13 protein-coding genes and 1 pseudogene are annotated in these 16,781 nt (G+C 74.8%); 8 read left to right on the top strand and 6 right to left on the bottom strand.

The genetic code is table 11. From position 1 onward, the window contains the following. The first annotated feature begins 58 nt into the window (after nt 1-58). The 6 genes and pseudogenes from CP974_RS11885 to CP974_RS11860 all read left to right on the top strand — a co-directional run bounded on the left by CP974_RS11885 (nt 59) and on the right by CP974_RS11860 (nt 7,962). Nucleotides 59-1,987 (top strand): outer membrane protein assembly factor BamB family protein, encoded by a 1,929-nt coding sequence (locus tag CP974_RS11885; RefSeq protein ID WP_150485800.1) that lies wholly within the window; start codon nt 59-61, stop codon nt 1,985-1,987. Nucleotides 1,988-2,221: 234 nt separating this feature from the next. Next, nucleotides 2,222-2,914: a helix-turn-helix transcriptional regulator gene (locus CP974_RS11880; protein WP_031136903.1), complete on the top strand. Its 693-nt coding sequence runs from the start codon at nt 2,222-2,224 to the stop codon at nt 2,912-2,914. A 561-nt stretch (nt 2,915-3,475) separates the two neighbouring features. Next, the gene (galT, locus tag CP974_RS11875) at nt 3,476-4,525 is read left to right on the top strand and encodes a galactose-1-phosphate uridylyltransferase (protein WP_031130574.1); all 1,050 of its coding nucleotides are present in this window, start codon (nt 3,476-3,478) and stop codon (nt 4,523-4,525) included. Then, nucleotides 4,522-5,472 (top strand): annotated as a pseudogene (gene galE / locus CP974_RS11870) (UDP-glucose 4-epimerase GalE); the annotation flags it as partial. The gene galT and the pseudogene galE, both read left to right, overlap by 4 nt. Before the next feature lie 95 nt (nt 5,473-5,567). Next, nucleotides 5,568-6,749: a galactokinase gene (gene galK / locus CP974_RS11865; protein WP_031130578.1), complete on the top strand. Its 1,182-nt coding sequence runs from the start codon at nt 5,568-5,570 to the stop codon at nt 6,747-6,749. Between the two features lie 439 nt (nt 6,750-7,188). Further along, nucleotides 7,189-7,962, top strand: coding sequence for a response regulator transcription factor (locus CP974_RS11860; RefSeq protein ID WP_031130579.1), 774 nt, complete (start codon nt 7,189-7,191; stop codon nt 7,960-7,962). Here the strand turns inward: CP974_RS11860 and CP974_RS11855 are convergent. After that, nucleotides 7,921-8,418, bottom strand: a complete 498-nt coding sequence (locus tag CP974_RS11855) for a MarR family winged helix-turn-helix transcriptional regulator (RefSeq protein WP_031130581.1) — start codon at nt 8,416-8,418, stop codon at nt 7,921-7,923. The two genes, CP974_RS11860 and CP974_RS11855, sit on opposite strands and share 42 nt — an antisense overlap. A 129-nt stretch (nt 8,419-8,547) precedes the next feature. Between CP974_RS11855 and CP974_RS11850 the strand changes: the two genes are divergently transcribed. Continuing rightward, nucleotides 8,548-9,375 (top strand): trans-aconitate 2-methyltransferase, encoded by an 828-nt coding sequence (locus CP974_RS11850; RefSeq protein ID WP_031130583.1) that lies wholly within the window; start codon nt 8,548-8,550, stop codon nt 9,373-9,375. 301 nt (nt 9,376-9,676) lie between these two features. On the opposite strand, the gene CP974_RS11845 is transcribed toward CP974_RS11850, so the two are convergent. Continuing rightward, nucleotides 9,677-10,351, bottom strand: a complete 675-nt coding sequence (locus CP974_RS11845; RefSeq protein WP_037937596.1) for a TetR/AcrR family transcriptional regulator — start codon at nt 10,349-10,351, stop codon at nt 9,677-9,679. Continuing rightward, the gene (locus tag CP974_RS11840; RefSeq protein WP_373276774.1) at nt 10,348-11,331 is read right to left on the bottom strand and encodes an acyl-CoA desaturase; all 984 of its coding nucleotides are present in this window, start codon (nt 11,329-11,331) and stop codon (nt 10,348-10,350) included. The genes CP974_RS11845 and CP974_RS11840 overlap by 4 nt, the downstream gene beginning before the upstream one ends. A gap of 302 nt (nt 11,332-11,633) precedes the next feature. Here CP974_RS11840 and ppc point away from each other — a divergent pair, with 302 nt between their 5' ends. Next, nucleotides 11,634-14,363, top strand: coding sequence for a phosphoenolpyruvate carboxylase (ppc, locus tag CP974_RS11835; RefSeq protein WP_031130588.1), 2,730 nt, complete (start codon nt 11,634-11,636; stop codon nt 14,361-14,363). A gap of 104 nt (nt 14,364-14,467) precedes the next feature. Here ppc and CP974_RS11830 read toward each other — a convergent pair whose 3' ends face one another. The 3 genes from CP974_RS11830 to pth all read right to left on the bottom strand — a co-directional run bounded on the left by CP974_RS11830 (nt 14,468) and on the right by pth (nt 16,630). Further along, nucleotides 14,468-15,241: an LAVTG motif-containing sortase-dependent surface protein gene (locus CP974_RS11830; RefSeq protein WP_031130590.1), complete on the bottom strand. Its 774-nt coding sequence runs from the start codon at nt 15,239-15,241 to the stop codon at nt 14,468-14,470. Nucleotides 15,242-15,460: 219 nt separating this feature from the next. After that, complete coding sequence (locus tag CP974_RS11825; protein WP_051839296.1) at nt 15,461-15,883, bottom strand: hypothetical protein; 423 nt, start codon at nt 15,881-15,883, stop codon at nt 15,461-15,463. A gap of 150 nt (nt 15,884-16,033) precedes the next feature. Continuing rightward, nucleotides 16,034-16,630 carry an aminoacyl-tRNA hydrolase gene (pth, locus tag CP974_RS11820; RefSeq protein ID WP_031130594.1) on the bottom strand — a complete coding sequence of 199 codons (597 nt, stop codon included), beginning with the start codon at nt 16,628-16,630 and terminating at the stop codon, nt 16,034-16,036. Nucleotides 16,631-16,781: the final 151 nt, after the last annotated feature.

The following is a 16,781-nucleotide window of genomic DNA, read 5'->3' as shown; positions in this document are numbered from 1 at the left end:
CCGTGACCGGCGCCGCCGCCCCCGCCGACGACTTCCCTTCCCGCAGAGGTACGCACCGATGACGCAACCGCCCCCGCCGCCCCAGCAGCCCCCCGGCCCGCCGGACGAGCCGCCCGGCCCGCCCCCGCAGGGCGGCTTCGGCGCCCCGCAGGACCCGCCCCCCGGCGGCTTCGGCGCGCCCCAGGACCCGCCGCCCGGCGGTTTCGGCGCGCCCGCCCCGCCTCCGCAGGGCGGCCCCGCGTACGGCTACCCCCAGGCGCCCCAGCCCCCGGCCCCGGGCGCCCAGCCCCCGGCCCCCCAGCCCCCGGCCCCCCAGCCCCCGGGCGCCCCGCAGCACCCCGCCGCCCCGCAGGGCCCCGGTGTGCCGCCGCCCGGCCAGCCGCCCACCGCCCCGTACGGCTACCCGGGCCAGCCGCCCTACCAGCCCCCGCCCGGCGCCCCCGGCCAGCCGCCCGGGTACGGCTACCCGACCGCGCCCATGCACCAGATGCCCCCGCCCGGCATGCCCGGCGCCCCGGCGGGCCAGGGCGGGCGCGGCGGGCTGTCCGCCCAGATGAAGATCGTCATCGCGGCGGTCGTCGCCGTCGCCCTCATCGTCGGCACCGGCGTCTGGTACGCCTCCACCAAGGGCGGCGACCCGGCCCCGGCGACTGCGGGCGGCACCTCCGGCGGCACCGGAACGGACGGCGGCAAGGCGGACGGCGGCCCCGCCGCCCCCGACGGCCCCGGCAAGGAGAAGGTGCCCGGCAACACCCAGGCGAAGGTGGCCTTCCAGATCCCCGTCCCGGTCGTCACCGACATGGTGACCACCACCGGCTCGTGGCTGACCGACAAGACGTACGTCAAGTCGGGCGTCAACGAGGTCGTCGGCTACGACCCCGTCAAGGGCGCCAAGCTGTGGAGCGTGCCGCTGCCCGGCGAGCTCTGCGCCTCGACCCGGCACGTCAAGGACAACAAGACCGCCCTGGTCTTCGCCGCGGCCAAGCCGACGCCGCAGAACAAGTACCCGGGCTGCTCGGAGGTCGCCGTCCTCGACCTCGACGCGGGCAAGCTGCTGTGGACCAGGTCCGTCTCGCTCGACGGCGGCCGGAAGCTCAACATGAGCGAGGTCACCATCGGCGCCGGCACCGTCGCCGCCGCGGCCGTGCAGGGCGGCGCCGCCTGGGACCTGGCCACCGGCAAGGAGCTGTGGCGGCCCCAGGACAACGCCGAGGGCTGCCGCGACATGGGCTACGGCGGCGGTGAGGGGCTCGTCGCGGCGCGCAAGTGCGGCGACAGCGACAACGTGTCCGTGACGATCCAGAACCTGAACCCGGCCACGGGCGCGCCCGTCTCCGAGTTCAAGATGCCGACCGGCGTCGAGTACGCGTCGGTCGTCTCCACCCGGCCCCTGGTCGTCGCGGCCGACGTCGGGGACACGGCCGGTGACGGTTCCAGCATCTCGGACTTCTTCTCCATCGACGAGAAGACCGGCAAGCTGAAGGCGCAGATCCCCGCCGACGCCGACCGGTACGCGGCCGAGTGCGGCGCCACCGACGTGGAGCGGTGCGAGAAGCTCGTCGTCGGGAACAACCGCCTCTACCTGCCGACCGAGCAGCACGAGGGCGGCACGGACTCCCGCCGGGTCAACGAGATCGTCTCGTTCGACCTGACCACGGGGAAGCCCACCGGCGACCGGCTGGACTCCGGCGACGGCGTGGAGCTGTACCCCGTGCGGATGGACGGGGGCAACCTGATCGTCTACCGGACGCCCGGTTACGAGCGCGGCGGCGAGGTCGTCAGTGTCGACGGCGGCACCTTCAAGGAGACGCTGCTGATGAAGACCCCGGCGGACCGGACCATCAGCACCATCGAGCGGGCCCTCGTCGGCCGGGAGCCGATCCTCTACCGCGACGGACGGCTCTACCTGGCGGACCGCTTCGTCTCGAAGCCGTCGACGGTCGTCAAGGAGACGCGCTACCTGGCGCTGGTGTTCACCACCCAGTGATCCCGTGCGCCCCCGCGGCCCGGCCCGTCCCCCCGGACGGGCCGGGCCGCGGGCGTTGCCGGGGGCCGGCGGGGCGGCGGGGCGTCAGCACCTGTCCCGTCAACTACCCCGCACCGGCGAAGAATTCGACATTGTGGGGGGCGCCTCGCCGGTAGGGGGCGCGTGACGTCGAACAAGCGTGTAGCTTGCCGGGTCATGGACGGCCGGGGGGCGGCCGGGGGTTGGGGGTTCTCGATGGGCGTGCGCCTGATGGTGGTCGACGACCACCGCCTGTTAGCCGAGGCACTCGCCTCGGCGCTGAAGCTGCGCGGGCACCGCGTGCTCGCCGCCGCCGCGCCCGCCGCGGGCGCGGCCGAACTGGTGGTGAGCCGCGCCCCGGAGGTCTGCCTGCTGGGCACGGCGACCCCCGCGGAGCCGGGCGCCTTCGACCCGGTCGTCCGCATCAAGCGGGACCGCCCGCAGGTCGCGGTGGTGGTCCTCGGGCCGGTGCCCAGCCCGCGCGGCATCGCGGCGGCCTTCGCGGCCGGGGCGTCCGGGTACGTACGGCACGACGAGCGCATCGAGGGCGTCGAACGCGCCATCATGAAGGCCCGCGCGGGGGAGGCCGCCGTCGCCCCGCAGCTCCTCCAGGGCGCCTTCACCGAGCTGCTGAACCCGGCCGCCACCCCGGACGACGAGGGGCAGCGGCTGCTGCGGATGCTGACGCCCCGCGAGGTGGAGGTGCTGGTACGGGTCGCGGAGGGCGAGGACACCCGGCTCATCGCGGCCGGAATGGGGATCGCCCCCAGTACGGCCCGCACCCATGTGCAGCGCGTCCTGATGAAGCTCGGCGTGGGCTCCCGGCTGGAGGCCGCCGCGCTGGCCGCCCGCACCGGCCTCCTGGACCGCGCCACCGCCGGCCACCCCCGCGTCCCCCACCCCCGCTGACCCGCAGGGCCCCCGGCCCCGTGCCCCTGGCCTCCCGCCGAGCCCCTGACCTCCCGTGCCCCGGGGCCCGGCACCGAGCGCCCCGGCGCACCCCGGCACGCACCACACCCCGGTATCACCCCCTCCCTCACGTCACTCCGGCCCCAGCGCCATCCCGCCATTCCGCCACCGGTGCCGCCCCGCCACCGCAGCGGCCCGTCGACCGCGCGCCACCGCGTCTCCACGACGGAGCCCCGCCGACCGCGCGGACGTCCCTCACCCCGCCCCGCCCCACCGCCCCCCGCCCCGCCCGACCGCCCCCCGCCCCGCCCCACCGCCCCGCCCCGTCCCACCGCGCCCGCCCCGCGTCCCGCTCCGCCGCACTGGACGTGCTCGCCCCGCCTCGCGCGCCCCCCTCTCCGCCCGCCCCGGCATCCGCGGCGCTACCGCCACTCCGCCTGCCCCGAGCCCCACCGGCCCCTGCCTCCCCCCCGCGCCTCATTGACCCGGGTGTTGGATTCTGCTTACTTGTGTTGGGTCTTGTTGAATCCGCTTGATGTGGACCCGAGCGAGGAGCCCCGCGTGAAGAAGACCTCCACCCGCCTCGCCGACGGGCGGGAGCTGGTGTACTACGACTCCCGTGACGACGTCGTGCGCGACGCCGTCGACCGGCGGCCCCTCGACCCGGTCTCCACCCGCGCCGAGATCCGCGAGGACGTGCTGCTCGGCGACCGCGTCGCCATCGCCTCCCACCGCCAGGGCCGCACCCACCTCCCGCCGGCCGACGAGTGCCCGCTCTGCCCCTCGCGCGACGGGCGGCACACCGAGATCCCCGACAGCGACTACGACGTGGTCGTCTTCGAGAACCGCTTCCCGTCCCTCGCGGGCGGCGCCGGCCGCTGCGAGGTCGTCTGCTTCACGCCCGACCACGACGCCTCCTTCGCCGACCTCACCGAGGAGCGGGCCGCCCTCGTCCTCCAGGCGTGGACCGACCGCACCGCCGAACTGGCCGCCGTGCCCGGCGTGGAGCAGGTCTTCTGCTTCGAGAACCGGGGCGCCGAGATCGGCGTCACCCTCGCCCACCCGCACGGGCAGGTCTACGGCTACCCCTTCACCACCCCCCGCACGGAGCTGATGCTGCGCTCCGCGCGGGAGCACGCGGCGCGCACCGGCGGCGGCAACCTCTTCGACGACGTCGTACGGCGGGAGCGCGAGGACGGCGAGCGCGTGGTCCTCGCCACCGACCACTGGACCGCCTTCGTCCCGTACGCCGCCCGCTGGCCGTACGAGGTGCACCTCTACCCCCGCCGCCGCGTGCCCGACCTGCGCGGCCTGGACGCGGCGGCGCGCGGGGAACTGCCCCGCGTCCAGCTGGAGCTGCTGCGCCGCTTCGACCGGATCTTCGGGGAGGGCCGGCCGCCCACGCCGTACGTCTCCGCGTGGCACCAGGCGCCGTTCGCCGACCCGCGGCGCGACGCGTTCGCCTGCCATCTCGAGCTTTTCACCATCCGCCGTGCGTCCGGCAAGCTGAAGTTCCTCGCGGGCTCCGAATCGGGAATGAGCGTGTGGATCAACGACGTCCCGCCGGAGGCCGCGGCCCGGCGACTGCGAGAGGTAGCGAGCGCATCATGAAGTACCTGGTTACGGGCGGGGCCGGATACGTCGGCGGGGCGGTCGCCGCGCGTCTGCTGGAGGCCGGCCACGAGGTGACGGTCCTGGACGACCTGTCGACCGGCTTCCGCGCGTCGGTCCCGGACGGCGCCGCGTTCGTGGAGGGCCGGGTGCAGGACGCCGCCCGGGTCCTCGACGGCTCCTACGGCGGGGTGCTGCACTTCGCGGCGTTCTCGCAGGTGGGGGAGTCGGTCGCGCACCCGGAGAAGTACTGGGAGAACAACGTCGGCGGCACCATGGCGCTGCTCGACGCGATGCGCTCCGCCGGGGTGCGCCGCCTGGTGTTCTCGTCCACCGCCGCGACCTACGGCGAACCGGTGTCCACACCGATCACGGAGACCGACCCGACGGCCCCCACGAGCCCCTACGGGGCGACGAAGCTCGCCGTCGACCACATGATCGGCGGCGAGGCCGCCGCGCACGGCCTGGCCGCCGCGTCCCTGCGGTACTTCAACGTCGCGGGCGCCTACGGCGACCAGGGGGAGCGCCACGACCCCGAGTCGCACCTCATCCCGCTCGTCCTCCAGGTCGCCCTCGGCCGCCGCGCGTCGATCTCCGTGTACGGCGACGACTACCCGACCCCGGACGGCACCTGCGTACGCGACTACATCCACGTCGCCGACCTCGCCGAGGCCCACCTCCTCGCCCTGGACGCGGTCGTCCCGGGCGAGCACCTGATCTGCAACCTGGGCAACGGCAGCGGCTTCTCGGTGCGGGAGGTCGTCGAGACCGTGCGCCGGGTCACCGGCCACCCGGTGCCCGAGGTCACCGCCGCCCGCCGCCCCGGCGACCCGGCCGTCCTCGTGGCGTCGTCGAAGACCGCGAGGGAGCGCCTGGGCTGGCGCCCCACGCGCACGGACCTCGCCGGCATCGTGCGCGACGCCTGGGACTTCGCCCGCCGCCGCGAGGCGGAGGACCGCGCGGCGGAGAACCGCGAGGCGCAGAGCCACGGGCCGGAGGCCGACCGCGCGGAGGGCCGCGGGCCGGGGCCGCGGGAGGGGCGGTGACCGACCCCGGGGCGCGGGCCGCGGAGGCCGCCGCCGCACGCTTCCGCGAGCTGTACGGCACCGCGCCGGAGGGGGTGTGGGCCGCGCCCGGCCGGGTCAACCTCATCGGCGAGTACACGGACGTCAACGACGGGTCCGTGATGCCGCTGGCCCTGCCGCACACGGCCCTCGCGGCCGTCGCCCGCCGCACGGACGGGCGGTTGCGCGTCCACTCGGCGCAGGCCGCCGACGCCTCCCCGGCCGGGGTCGTCCACCTCGACGCCGCCGCGCCGGGGCCGGCCGCGTGCATGGGCTGGGCCGCCTACCCGGCGGGCGTCGTCTGGGCGCTGCGCGCGGCCGGCCACCCGGTGACGGGCGCCGACGTCCATGTGACGTCCACCGTGCCGACGGGCGCCGGCCTGTCGTCGTCGGCCGCGCTGGAGGTCGCGACCGCCCTCGCCCTCGACGGGCTGTACGGGCTGGGGCTCTCCCGCCCGGCCCTGGCCGCCTTGGCCCAGCGCGCCGAGAACGCCTTCGTCGGCGTGCCCTGCGGCGTCATGGACCAGATGGCGTCCGCGTGCTGCACCGAGGGGCACGTCCTGCACCTGGACACCCGCGACCTGACGTGCCGGCAGGTGCCGTTCGACCCCGCGGCGCACGGGCTCGCGCTGCTGGTGGTGGACACGCGCGTCCGGCACGCGCTCGGCGACGGCGCGTACGCCGAGCGGCGCGCCGGGTGCGAGGCGGGCGCGCGGGCGCTCGGGGTGCGCTCGCTGCGCGAGGTCGCCCACGCGCGCCTGCCGGAGGCGCTGGAGCGGCTGGGCGACCCGGTCGTGCGCGGGTACGTCCGCCATGTCGTCACCGACGACCACCGGGTCGGGCGGGTCGCGGCGCTGCTCGACGCGGGCGACCTGCGGGGCGTCGGCCCCGTGCTGACCGAGGGGCACGCCTCTCTCCGGGACGACCTGCGGGTCTCCTGCCCGGAGCTGGACCTCGCCGTGTCGGCGTCGCTCGCCGCCGGGGCGCTGGGCGCCCGGATGACGGGTGGCGGCTTCGGCGGCTCGGCGGTCGTCCTGGCGGAGGCCGGCGCGGTGGAGGAGACGGCCGCCGCGGTCCGGGCGGCCTTCGCGGCGGAGGGGTACCGGGCGCCGCGGATCTTCCCGGCCGCCCCGTCGGCGGGGGCGCGCCGCCTGCTGTGAGCTGCCCGCGGGGCGGTGGGCGAACCGTACGGCGCTCCGGCGGGCCGCCCCACCGCCCGGCACGCCCCGCCCGCCGCCCGGCACGCCCCGCCCGGCACGGCCCGTACGCCGCCCGGCACGCCCCGCCCCGCCCGGCACGGGCATCCCCCCTCCGGAACGGGAACCGTCGATTTCCGCCCCGTTACGGCACAGCGGACACACGGGAAACACCCCGGTCGGTCAGTTCCGCAAATCGGCTTCCGGTCCGGGCCCGCGCCCGTACCCTGATGCACATCATCGGTGGGGGCCGATGCCGATCAGGGGGCGGGACAGCCGGGTACGGCGTCCGGGGCCTGGGTAGCACTCACCGCACGGCGGCGGCCGTGCGTCCAGGGGACAGCGCCCTTGCTCCGGGCAGCGCATCCGCGCCGGCCCGCTTCCTCGACGCATGGGGGTGTCCATGGTCCGTATCCGGGTCCTGGTGGTGGACGACCACCGCATCTTCGCCGAGTCGCTCGCCGCGGCCCTGGCCGCCGAGCCGGACGTGGACGTCACCGCGGCCGGCAGCGGCCCCGCCGCGATGCGCTGCCTGGACCGGGCCGCGGCGGAGGGCCGCCGGTTCGACGTCCTCCTGGTCGACGCCGACCTGGGGGTGAGCGCCGGGCAGGCCGTCGCCCGCGTCGTCCCGGACGGGGGCGCGGCCGACGGCATCGTGGACGGCATCTCCCTCGTCGCCGGGGTGCGCGAGGCGCAGCCGCCCGTGCGGATCGTGGTGCTCGCGGAGAGGGACGACCCGCGCCGCGCCGCCCTCGCCCTCCAGGCCGGGGCCAACGGCTGGGTCGCCAAGGACTGCTCCCTCCAGCGGCTCCTCGGCGTGATCCGGGGCGTGCTGCGCGACGAGACCCACCTGGCGCCCGCGCTCCTCACGGGCGTGCTGCGGGAGCTGACGGCCGCGCGCAGGCACCGCACCGAGAGCGAGCGGCTGGTGGAGTCCCTGACGCCGCGCGAGCGGGAGGTGCTGCGCTGCATGGTCGCCGGGCTCGGCCGCAAGGCCGTCGCCGAGCGCCTCTTCCTGTCGCCGCACACGGTCCGTACGCACATGCAGAACGTGCTGGGCAAGCTGGGCGTGCACTCCACGCTGGCGGCCGTCGCGCTCGCCCGCCGCGCCGGGGTGGGGCCCGCCGAGCCGCCGTCAGCCGGGGATGTTGTCGAACGGGGCGGTCAGCTGGCGTAGCAGCGCCGCCAGACCGGCGCGCTCGGCGCGCGACAGCCGGGAGAGGATGGCCCGCTCCTGGTCCAGCAGCCCGGACAGCGCCTGGTCGGCGCGGTCCCGTCCCTCGGCGGTCAGCCGGACGAGGACGCCGCGCCGGTCCGTCGGATCGGGGAGCCGCTCCACGAGGCCCTTCTTCGCGAGCCGGTCGATGCGGTTGGTCATCGTGCCGGACGTGACGAGCGTCTGGGTGAGGAGCTGGCCGGGGGAGAGCTGGTACGGGGCGCCCGCGCGGCGCAGCGACGTCAGGACGTCGAACTCCCACGGCTCCAGCTGGTGCTCGGCGAAGGCCAGACGGCGCGCCCGGTCCAGGTGGCGGGCCAGGCGGGACACCCGGCTCAGCACCTCGAGCGGCTCCACGTCGAGGTCCGGGCGCTCGCGGCGCCATGCAGCGACCAGCCGGTCGACCTCGTCCTCCATGACGATCAGTGTAGGGGATCTGTCGACATGAAGTCTCTTGACGTCAAGAAATATGCGTTCGTACGATTGAGTGGGCCCTGACTGGAGCAACGTTTCGCTGAGACGCTCGAACAGCAAGGGGAAACAACCATGCAGTCCGCACCGATGTGGGACCCTCACCAGTATCTGCGCCACGCGGGACACCGCGGCCGCCCGTTCCTCGACCTGCTGGCCAGGATTCCCGAGCTGCCCGCCGAGAAGGAGGGCCGCCCCGCGCGCATCGCGGACATCGGCTGCGGCCCCGGCAATGTGACGGCCCTGCTCGCGGACCGCTGGCCGGACGCCCGGATCACCGGCTTCGACCTCTCGCGGGAGATGCTCGACCGGGCGGAGGCGGACCACGCCGGTCCCACGCCGGGCGGCGGTGCGATCGACTTCCGGCGCGCCGACGCGGCCCGGTGGACGCCGGACGAGCCGTACGACCTGATCGTCTCCAACGCGGCGCTCCAGTGGGTCCCCGGCCACGCCGACTCCTTCGGCGACTGGCTGGACGGCATCGTCCCCGGCGGCACCCTCGCCTTCCAGGTCCCGGCCAACTTCACCTCGCCCAGTCACGCGCTGCTCGCCGAGATGTGCGAGTCGCCGCGCTGGCGCGACCGGCTCGGCGACCACGGGCGGCGCTACGTCCACATCCTGGAGGCGACGGAGTACCTGGAGCGGCTGGCCGACCTCGGCTGCGCGGCCGACGTGTGGGAGACGGTGTACGCCCAGCTCCTCCAGGGCGAGGACCCCGTCCTCGACTGGGTCAAGGGCACGGCGCTGCGGCCCGTCCTCACCGCGCTGGGGGAGGACGCCGAGGCGGTCGCGGAGTTCCTGTCCCACTACCGGGACCTGCTCCGCAAGGCGTACCCGCCGGGCCCGCACGGCACGGTCTTCCCCTACCGCCGCGTCTTCGCGGTGGGCCGGAAGGAGTGCTGAGGAGCGCCGAACGGCGCCGGCCGCGCCTCCGGGGTGCCGGAGCCCCGCCGGTGCGGTCGCCGCGAGCGCGAGGGCGCCGCCCGCCGGTGCGGTGCGGCGCCCCCGGGCGCGGAGCGGGGCCGGGCGCGGCCATGAGCGGTGCCGGCCCGGCCGCGGCCTTGAGCGGTGCGGGGCCGGGCGCGTGCGCAACGGACACGGGCCCGCGGTTCGTGCCGTGCCCGCGCCGCCGTGAGCGGCGGCGGTGCGGGCGGCGGCGGTGCGGACGGCCGGGCGGGTGCGGGCCCCGCGACCGCGGCGCCGGTCAGGACTTGCGGTGGCCTATCAGGCGGGGCTTGGCCTCCAGGCCGTCCAGCCCGTGCCACGCCAGGTTCACCAGGTGGGCCGCGACCTCCGCCTTCTTCGGCTTCCGGGCGTCCAGCCACCACTGCCCGGTCAGGGCCACCATGCCCACCAGCGCCTGCGCGTACAGCGGCGCCAGCTTCGAGTCGAATCCGCGGGCCTTGAACTCCAGCCCCAGGATGTCCTCCACCTGCGTGGCGATGTCCGAGATCAGCGACGCGAACGTACCCGTGGACTGCGCCACCGGCGAGTCCCGCACCAGGATGCGGAAGCCGTCCGTGTCGGTCTCGATGTAGTCCAGCAGGGCGAACGCCGCCTGCTCCAGCAGCTCGCGCGGGTGCCCCGCCGTGAGCGCGCCGGTCACCATGTCGAGGAGCCGCCGCATCTCCCGGTCGACGACGACCGCGTACAGCCCCTCCTTGCCGCCGAAGTGCTCGTACACGACGGGCTTGGACACCCCGGCCTTCGCCGCGATCTCCTCCACCGACGTGCCCTCGAATCCGCGTTCGGCGAAGAGCGTCCGGCCGATGTCGAGCAGCTGCCGGCGCCGTTCCGCCCCCGTCATCCGGACCCGGCGCCCGCGTCGGGGCTTGTCGCTGCTGGTACTGCTGCCGTCGATCGCCACGCCGTCCATCATGCCGCGTTCGCGGACGCGGTCTGGCGGCGGGCTTCGATCCGGTCCTCCGTGGGCCAGCGCACGTCGTACGCCCAGCCCAGCTTCTCGAACCAGCGGATCAGGCGGGCGCTGGAGTCCACCTGGCCGCGCAGCACCCCGTGCCGGGCGCTCGTCGGGTCCGCGTGGTGGAGGTTGTGCCACGACTCGCCGCACGACAGGACGGCCAGCCACCACACGTTGCCGGAGCGGTCACGCGACTTGAAGGGGCGCTTGCCCACCGCGTGGCAGATCGAGTTGATCGACCAGGTCACGTGGTGCAGCAGCGCCACCCGCACGAGCGAGCCCCAGAAGAAGGCCGTGAAGGCGCCCCACCACGACATCGTCACCAGGCCGCCGACCAGCGGCGGGATCGCCAGCGACACGATCGTCCAGAGCACGAACTGGCGGGAGATCCGGCGCAGCGCAGGGTCCTTGATCAGGTCCGGGGCGTACTTCTGCTGCGGGGTCTGCTCCTCGTCGAACATCCAGCCGATGTGCGCCCACCACAGGCCCTTCATCAGCGCGGGCACCGTCTCCCCGAACCGCCACGGCGAGTGCGGGTCGCCCTCCGCGTCGGAGTAGCGGTGGTGCTTGCGGTGGTCCGCCACCCAGCGCACCAGCGGGCCCTCCACGGCCAGCGACCCCATGATCGCCAGCGCGATCCGCAGCGGCCGCTTCGCCTTGAAGGAGCCGTGGGTGAAGTACCGGTGGAAGCCGATCGTGATGCCGTGGCAGCCGATGTAGTACATCGCCGTCATCAGGCCGAGGTCGAGCCAGCTCACCCCCCAGCCCCAGGCCAGCGGCACGGCCGCCACCAGGGCGAGGAACGGCACGACGATGAAGAGGAGCAGGGCGATCTGCTCGACGGACCGCTTGCTGTCGCCGCCGAGCGTGGCGTTGGGCGGCGGGTCGGCCCGGCGCTCGGACTGTCGCTCGGAGCGGGAGAGCACTTCCTGGCTCATGGTCATGGGCGTCCTCGGGGGTGAGACGAAGGGGGACTGTGGGGGTGTTCCGTACGGTCCGGTTTCCTACGGTGCCGTAACCTACGGAGTCGTAAGTATGGCAGCGCCGGGGCCCGCGGCAAGAGGGCTGCGAGCGGCGTGGCACGGACGGACACCTATCCTGGGTCCGTCGGACAGCGCGGTCCGCAGCGTCCCGCTGGGACCGCCTCGCGCAACCGGCCGGTAGCACGAAGGGCGTTTCCCGGGGACACCTCAGCAGTACCCCCTCCCAGACGTGCTCATCACTGCAAGGAGCCGCACCTGTGAGCAGTGCCGACCAGACCCCCTCCGCCAGCGCCGAACTGCGCGCCGACATCCGCCGACTGGGCGACCTGCTGGGCGAGACGCTCGTACGGCAGGAGGGGCACGAGCTCCTCGACCTCGTCGAGAAGGTCCGCCGCCTGACCCGCGAGGACGGCGAGGCCGCCGCCGAGCTGCTCGGCGACACCGACCTGGAGACCGCCGCCCGCCTCGTCCGCGCCTTCTCCACCTACTTCCACCTGGCCAACGTCACCGAGCAGGTCCACCGGGGCCGCGAGATGCGCGCCCGCCGGGCCGCCGAGGGCGGCCTCCTCGCCCGTACGGCGGACATGCTGAAGGACGGCGACCCGCAGCACGTCCGCGAGTCGATCCGCAACCTCAACGTCCGCCCGGTCTTCACCGCCCACCCGACCGAGGCCGCGCGCCGCTCCGTGCTGAACAAGCTGCGCCGGATCGCCGCCCTCCTCGACGAGCCGGTCACCGCCGCCGACCGCCGCCGCCACGACCTGCGGCTCGCGGAGAACATCGACCTCGTCTGGCAGACCGACGAGCTGCGCGTCGTCCGGCCCGAGCCCGCCGACGAGGCCCGCAACGCCATCTACTACCTCGACGAGCTGCACGCCGGCGCCGTCGGCGACGTCCTGGAGGACCTCGCCGCCGAGCTGGAGCGGGTCGGCTACGAGCTGCCGCCCGGCACGCGCCCGCTGACCTTCGGCACCTGGATCGGCGGCGACCGCGACGGCAACCCCAACGTGACGCCCGCCGTCACCTGGGAGGTGCTGATCCTCCAGCACGAGCACGGCCTCACCGACGCCATCGAGATGATCGACGAGCTGCGCGGCCTGCTGTCGAACTCCATCCGCTACGCGGGCGCCACCCAGGAGCTGCTGGACTCCCTCCAGCGCGACCTGGACCGGCTGCCCGAGATCAGCCCCCGCTACAAGCGGCTCAACGCCGAGGAGCCCTACCGGCTCAAGGCCACCTGCGTCCGGCAGAAGCTCGTGCACACCCGCGAGCGCCTCGCCCAGGGCACCCCGCACCAGGAGGGCCGCGACTACCTCGGCACCGCCGAGCTGCTCGACGACCTCACGCTCATCCAGACCTCGCTGCGCGAGCACCGCGGCGGCCTGCTGGCCGACGGCCACCTGGACCGCACGATCCGCACGCTCGCCGCGTTCGGCCTCCAGCTCGCCACCATGGACGTGCGGGAGCACGCCGACGCCCACCACCACGCGCTCGGCCAGCTCTTCGACCGGCTCGGCGAGGAGTCGTGGCGGTACGCGGACATGCCGCGCGAGTACCGGCAGAAGCTCCTCGCCAAGGAGCTGCGCTCCCGCCGCCCGCTCGCCCCGACCCCGGCGCCGCTCGACGCGGCCGGGCAGAAGACCCTCGGCGTGTTCCACACGGTGAAGGCGGCGTTCGAGCGGTTCGGCCCCGAGGTCATCGAGTCGTACATCATCTCGATGTGCCAGGGCGCCGACGACGTGTTCGCCGCCGCCGTCCTCGCCCGCGAGGCCGGCCTGGTCGACCTGCACGCGGGCTGGGCCAAGATCGGCATCGTGCCGCTGCTGGAGACCACCGACGAGCTGCGGGCCGCCGACGTCATCCTGGACGAGATGCTCGCCGACCCGTCGTACCGGCGCCTGGTCTCGCTCCGCGGCGACGTGCAGGAGGTCATGCTCGGCTACTCCGACTCCTCCAAGTTCGGCGGGATCACCACCTCCCAGTGGGAGATCCACCGCGCCCAGCGCAGGCTCCGCGACGTCGCCCACCGCTACGGCGTGCGGCTGCGCCTCTTCCACGGCCGGGGCGGCACGGTCGGCCGCGGCGGCGGCCCCTCGCACGACGCGATCCTCGCCCAGCCCTGGGGCACCCTGGAGGGCGAGATCAAGGTCACCGAGCAGGGCGAGGTCATCTCCGACAAGTACCTGATCCCGTCCCTGGCGCGGGAGAACCTGGAGCTGACCGTCGCCGCGACGCTCCAGGCGTCCGCCCTGCACACCGGGCCGCGTCAGCCCCAGGAGGCCCTGGCCCGCTGGGACGCGGCGATGGACACCGCCTCGGAGGCCGCCCACACCGCGTACCGGGCGCTCGTCGAGGACCCGGACCTGCCCGCGTACTTCTTCGCCTCCACCCCCGTCGACCAGCTCGCGGAGCTGCACCTGGGCTCCCGCCCGTCCCGCCGCCCCGACTCGGGCGCCGGGCTCGACGGGCTGCGGGCCATCCCGTGGGTGTTCGGCTGGACGCAGTCGCGGCAGATCGTGCCCGGCTGGTACGGCGTCGGCTCCGGCCTGAAGGCGCTGCGGGACGCGGGCCTGGACGACGTGCTCGCCGAGATGTACGAGCGGTGGCACTTCTTCCGCAACTTCCTGTCGAACGTCGAGATGACCCTCGCCAAGACGGACCTGCGGATCGCCCGCCACTACGTCGACACGCTCGTCCCCGAGCCGCTCAAGCACGTCTTCGCCACCATCGAGGCCGAGCACGCGCTGACCGTGGAGCAGGTCCTGCGGGTCACCGGCGAGCGGGAGCTGCTGGACGCGCAGCCCGTGCTGAAGCAGACGTTCGCCATCCGCGACGCCTACCTGGACCCGATCTCCTACCTCCAGGTCGCCCTGCTGAAGCGGCAGCGCGACGCGGCCGCCGCCGACGAGCCGGCCGACCCGCTGCTGGCCCGCGCCCTGCTGCTCACCGTGAACGGTGTCGCGGCGGGCCTGCGCAACACGGGCTGACGCCCGCGCCCGCCCCTCGCAGGGGCGGGCCCCGCACACGGGAAGGGCCCCCGCCGGATCGCTCCGGCGGGGGCCCGCCCGTTTCACGCGCGCGGGGCGCGTCGTCAGTGCTGCTGGGCCTTGCGGCGGCGCATCACCAGGAAGGCACCGCCGGCGACGAGCGCGGCGGCCGCGGCGGCGAGGGCGGCCACGGGGGTGCTGCTGCCGGTCTCGGCGAGGTCACCGTCGACGGCGCCCTCGGAGGCGGACGGAGCGGCGGTCGGCTCGGCGCCGCCCGGAGCGGTCTCGGACGGCGCGGGCGTGCCCGGCGTCTCGGACGGGGTGGCCGAGGGGGTCTCGGACGGGTTCTCGGACGGCGTGCCCGACGGGTTCTCGGACGGCGTGCCCGACGGCTCCTCGGACGGGGTGTCCGTCGGGGTCGGGGTGCCGGACGGGTCCTCGGACGGGGAGCCGCTCGGGTCCGGAGTCTCGTCGGGGCAGTCGCTCTTGAAGACCTTGTGCTTGGGGGCGCCCTTCATGCCCTCCCAGCTCCAGAACAGCTTGTACTGGCCGTCGGGGAGGGTCATGTCCTCGGTGCGGCCGTGGCCCTGGCCGTCCAGGGTGAAGGCGCCCTCCTCGACGGTGGTGCCCTTCTCGAGCTCGTTGTTCGCCCACGCCTGGATCTCCCAGGTGACCTTCTGGGCGGCGTCGAACTTGAAGGCGTCGAGGTAGAACTCGCAGACCTTGGGCTCGTTCTTCTTGAGCTCCTCGCCGGTCTTCGAGTCGTGGATCTTCACGGTGCCGTTGTCGCCCTTGGTGGCGTGGGCGGCGGGGGCGAGGAGCAGACCGCAGGCCGCGGCCGCCACCAGAGCGCCGGTGGTCTTCGAAAGGGTGCGCATGGGCAGTCCAACGTGAGAGGTGACGGAGGCCGTGGGGGGGGCGGCTCAGCTTCCTTCGACGTCGAGAACCAGTCAAGGGGGATCAGGGGTGTATGGGCCGGTCTGCTCCGTTTGAGCCCTGACGGATCGATAACAATGTGATCACATCTGGTTTGGTTGTACGGAACTTCGTAGAGATTCGGCCACGACCTGCTAGTAACCAGGGCGACTGACGCATCGTCAGAGCGCCAGGAACGAGGCCACGAGCAGCACCCCGCCCGCCCCGCCCGACGCCCACGCGGCGCGGGGCCAGCGCAGCCCGCCGCCGAGCACCGGGGCGGCCAGCAGCAGCGCGCCGCCCAGCGGCAGCCACGCGTGCAGCCCGCCGGCCAGGCCGGCGCGCACCGCCTCGGTCGTGTCGGGCTTCACGACCACCTCGTACACCCCGCCCTTCTCGACGGCGACGGACCGGGGGATCGTCATGTCCGTACGGGACGGCGCGCCGGGCGCCTCGGGGGCGAACCGGCCCGTGCACACCTCGTCGCCGCAGCCGGTGACCGTCATGGTGCCGTGCTCACGGCCCTTGGAGAGCAGGACGTGCTGCGCGGTGTCCCACGAGGCCCAGACCCCGGCCGCCACCAGCACCAGGGCCACCAGCGCCATGGCGAGGGCCAGGAGGTACGGGAGGGCGGAGGTCCGCTTCTTCGGGCGCTTCGGGCGCTGCGGGCGCTGCGGGCTCCGGGGACGCTTGGGGCTCATGGGGCGCGATCCTTGGCCATGGGGCCGCGCCCGGTCAATCCCGGTGGCCGGCCGTCAGGAGTTGTACGTGGACTGGGCCCGCTCCAGGCCCTCGATGACCAGCGCCTCGACGGCGTCGGCGGCCCGGTCCACGAAGTAGTCCAGTTCCTTGCGCTCGGCCGGGGAGAAGTCCTTGAGGACGAAGTCGGCGACCGGCATCCGGCCGGGCGGGCGGCCGATGCCGAACCGCACCCGGTGGTAGTCGGGGCCCATCGCCTTGGTCATCGACTTCAGGCCGTTGTGGCCGTTGTCGCCGCCGCCCAGCTTGAGGCGGAGGACGCCGTAGTCGATGTCCAGCTCGTCGTGGACGGCGACGATGTTGCCGGTGGGCACCTTGTAGAAGTCCCGCAGCGCGGTGACCGGCCCGCCGGAGAGGTTCATGTACGACATGGGCTTGGCGAGGACGACCCGGCGGCCGGCCGGGCCGGGAGCGCCGATGCGCCCCTCCACGACCTGGGCCTGCGCCTTGCCGTGCCGCTTGAAGGAGCCGCCGATCCGCTCGGCGAGGAGGTCGGCCACCATGAAGCCGACGTTGTGCCGGTTCCCCGCGTAGCCGGGGCCCGGGTTGCCCAGCCCCGCGATGAGCCAGGGGGCGCTTGCGTCGGTCGTCATCTGCGTCTGCCTCCAGGAAAGGGGTGTGGGGGGTGCTGGACGCACCCCCCACGACGGCCGAAGGGACCCGCTCACAGCGCCCCGGAGGCGCGGTGAGCGACGCCTCGGGCCGTCACGACGGCGACGGGCCGCGGCCGGGCGCCGGCCCGCG

It is taken from the genome of Streptomyces fradiae ATCC 10745 = DSM 40063 (assembly GCF_008704425.1).
In the GTDB taxonomy this organism is placed as follows: Bacteria; Actinomycetota; Actinomycetes; order Streptomycetales; family Streptomycetaceae; genus Streptomyces; species Streptomyces fradiae.
The sequence above is the reverse complement of the archived record's forward strand: the minus strand, read 5'-3'. Positions and strand labels throughout refer to the sequence as shown.